Annotated in this window: 3 protein-coding genes; all 3 read right to left on the bottom strand. The window is 46.8% G+C overall.

Annotated elements, in window-relative coordinates; translation table 11 throughout:
* On the bottom strand, positions 1 to 837 hold an 837-nt coding region (locus tag ACR0P9_RS10075; protein WP_432619763.1), incomplete at its 3' end, for an asparaginase.
* A 119-nt stretch (positions 838 to 956) separates the two neighbouring features.
* Complete coding sequence (locus tag ACR0P9_RS10080; protein WP_432619766.1) at positions 957 to 2,708, bottom strand: 1-deoxy-D-xylulose-5-phosphate synthase; 1,752 nt, start codon at positions 2,706 to 2,708, stop codon at positions 957 to 959.
* A gap of 128 nt (positions 2,709 to 2,836) precedes the next feature.
* A partial coding sequence (locus ACR0P9_RS10085) for a hypothetical protein (protein WP_432619768.1) occupies positions 2,837 to 3,026 on the bottom strand: 190 nt, incomplete at its 5' end.

Raw genomic sequence — 3,026 nt, forward strand, 5'->3', positions numbered from 1 at the left:
ACCTTCATACAGGCACTGCGTCGTAATGACAACAGCAACGCCTGCCTGAGCCAGCTCTTGTATTTTCGCGAGCAAGTTGGGCTGTTCATCGGGAATGCCGCCAATGCCAAAGCTCTCTATGACTACGCCGCGAAACTGCTTCTCGATGCAATCAAAAATCTCTGTCCCCATACCGGGAAACAATTTGAGGACAAACACATCGGTGCACAGTTCCGGCTGTACAACAAATGCCCGCTGGCTTTTCTCGCGCATAACATGCCAAAATACACATGTCTTGATTTCTTCTGTGTAATCAATCCTGTCATCTTGTATCTGTGCAATAATTGGGAAATTGATGCTCTCAAAGGCATGTCTGCTGCGGGTGCGGCATTTCATCGCGTGAGTGCCCTCTATTGCGATACCGTCAAAGACGACAAACACGCCGCAGATGTCTTCACAGGCGAATCGAATCGCATCGGACAAATTCTTTTTCGCATCCGTGTCCGGTGCTTCCATCGGAATCTGTGAGCCTGTGAGCACAACCGGCTTGCCCAGATGCCGCAGCATCTCTGTTAAAGCCGCTGCACTGTATGCCATCGTATCTGTTCCATGCGCAATGACAAAGCCATCATAGGAATCATACGCTTGTGCCACAGTTTGTGCGATGACTCCCATGCGTTTGGGGGTCATGTTTGTGCTGTCAACATTCATAATAGAAACACCTGTCAGCTGGCACAGCAATGGCATTGGGGGAAGATAATCTACCAGCTGTTCGACATCTAGTGCCGGTGTCAGCCCTTCTGCCGATTCCGATGACGCGATTGTGCCGCCGGTTGCTATGAGTAAAATGCGTTTCATAAAAATTCCTCCCTATTTTTTCTATATAGCTTCATCGTATCATATCACCTGCGATTGTGCCATCAAAAAACGACGAGACTAGGAAAAACTTCCTAATCTCGTCGTTGCTTTGTTTTGCTTTACAGCAGAGAGACTGTATCTTCTGCGATTTGCTCTGCCGTCAAACGATTGCGCTTGACCACTTCTTCTGCATCATATCGATCCAAGAATTCCTTCTTCAGACCATAGTTGAGCACCTTCATCTCAGAGTTTCCATAGAAGCGAGCAATCTTTTCGCCAAATCCGCCGTCCAGAATGCCATCTTCTACTGTGATGACAACATCATGATCTGCCTTCAGGCTCTCCAGCAGTTCTTCATCAATACCGGTGATATACATCGGATTGATAACCGTCGGCTGAACACCAGTCTGCTTTTTAATTTCCTGTGCCGCAGCCTGACCCAGTGCATAGAAATTGCCAAGAACAATCACAGCGACACGACTGCCCTTCTGCGTCACTTCATAGGTATTGAGCTTCGCAAAATCCTTGGTGCACGGCTTGCCGGAAGAAACAACTGTCATCGGTACGCGAATCGCTACCGGAAGTTCATTCTGTTCTACGCTCCAATCCAGCATAGCCATGTATTCTTCCTTGGTTGTCGGTGCCAAATAAACCAGATTCGGAATATTTGCCATCATCGGAATATCATAAATACCCAGATGGGTGACATCATTCATGCCATATACCGATGCCGCAAAGACCAGAATGGTCGCAGCATTGCTGTTGACACACAGATCCTGCGACAGCTGGTCATAGGTTCGCTGAATAAAGGTGCTGTACACGCCGTATACTGGCTTGCCGCCATTTGCTGCAATACCAGAAGCCAATGCAACCGCAGTTTCTTCTGCAATACCAACATCAACAAACTGCTTTCCTGCCAGCTTGCGCTTGTCTGCAGTAAAGCCCAAAATCGGCGGGGTTGCAGAGGTGATGCCAACAACAGCCGGATCCTTCTTCATTTTCTCCAGCAAATACTGTGCCGTCAGCTCAGAATAATCCTCGCCTTCAAAGGTCATCAGCGGCTTACCGGTTTCCGGATCAAACGGCATACACCAATGCCACATTTCCTTATCCTGTTCTGCCGGAGCATAGCCCTTGCCCTTCTGGGTGCAGATATGTACGACAACCGGATAGGTGCTGTCCTTTACCTGCTGGAAGGCTTCTACCAAAGACGGAATGTCATTGCCATTCTTGACAAAGACATAATCCAGACCCATCGCACGGAACAGGTTGCACTCTGCCTTGCCATCGGTATCACGCAGCAGTTTGAGGTTCTGATACAAACCGCCATGATTTTCTGCAATCGACATATCATTATCATTGACGACAAGAATCAGATTGCTGTTCAATTCCGAGGCAAAATTCAGACCTTCCAGTGCTTCGCCGCCGCTCAGGGAGCCATCACCGATAATGGCAATGATATTTTCCGTGCCGCCGGTAAGATCTCTGCCCTTTGCCAGACCGCAAGCCAAGCTGACAGAAGTCGAAGTATGACCAATGACAAAGAAATCATGTTCACTTTCGCTCGGTTCGCTGTAACCAGACACATCATCATAATGTTCTTCATACAAAAAAGCATCTTTTCTGCCAGTCAGCATTTTATGGCAATAGCTCTGATGGGAAACATCAAAGATCATTTTATCTTTCGGAGAATCAAACACAGTATGCAGCGCAATTGTCGCTTCAACCATGCCAAAATTCGGTCCAAAGTGTCCACCATGCTTGCTCAGTTTCTGAAACAATGCTTCACGCATTTCCTGCGCCAACACATTCATTTCTTCAAAGCTCAGCTTTTTCACATCATTTGGGCTGTCAATTCGTTCCAAATACATGAGACGTCCTCCTTATTTTCCGTGTTTTTTTCATCATAACACTGGCATTATAATACCTAAAGTCAGGTTTAAGTCAATAGGTTTTTCAAAAAAAATCACCCTGCTAAAAAAGCACGGTGATTGCTGTGTTATTTGATAAAATCTGCCACTGTCTGCACGATACCTGCCTGATGCAACACTGTATAATACAATCCCAACTTGTCTATACGCAGTTGTTCAATCACATCTTCTTCCCCGCAGCGATCCCATGCAGAAATATATCCGCAGACAGGATCTGTATTCGGCTGACAGCGAGCGATTTCCGTGATAACCGGATAA

Origin of the sequence: Butyricicoccus sp. (genome assembly GCF_050872565.1) — a bacterium.
GTDB lineage: Bacteria > Bacillota > Clostridia > Oscillospirales > Butyricicoccaceae > Butyricicoccus_A.

What these genes read in the sequence shown, in the direction of transcription:
- ACR0P9_RS10080 (WP_432619766.1), bottom strand. Translation starts at nt 2,708, where the DNA reads ATGTATTTGGAACGAATTGACAGCCCAAATGATGTGAAAAAGCTGAGC.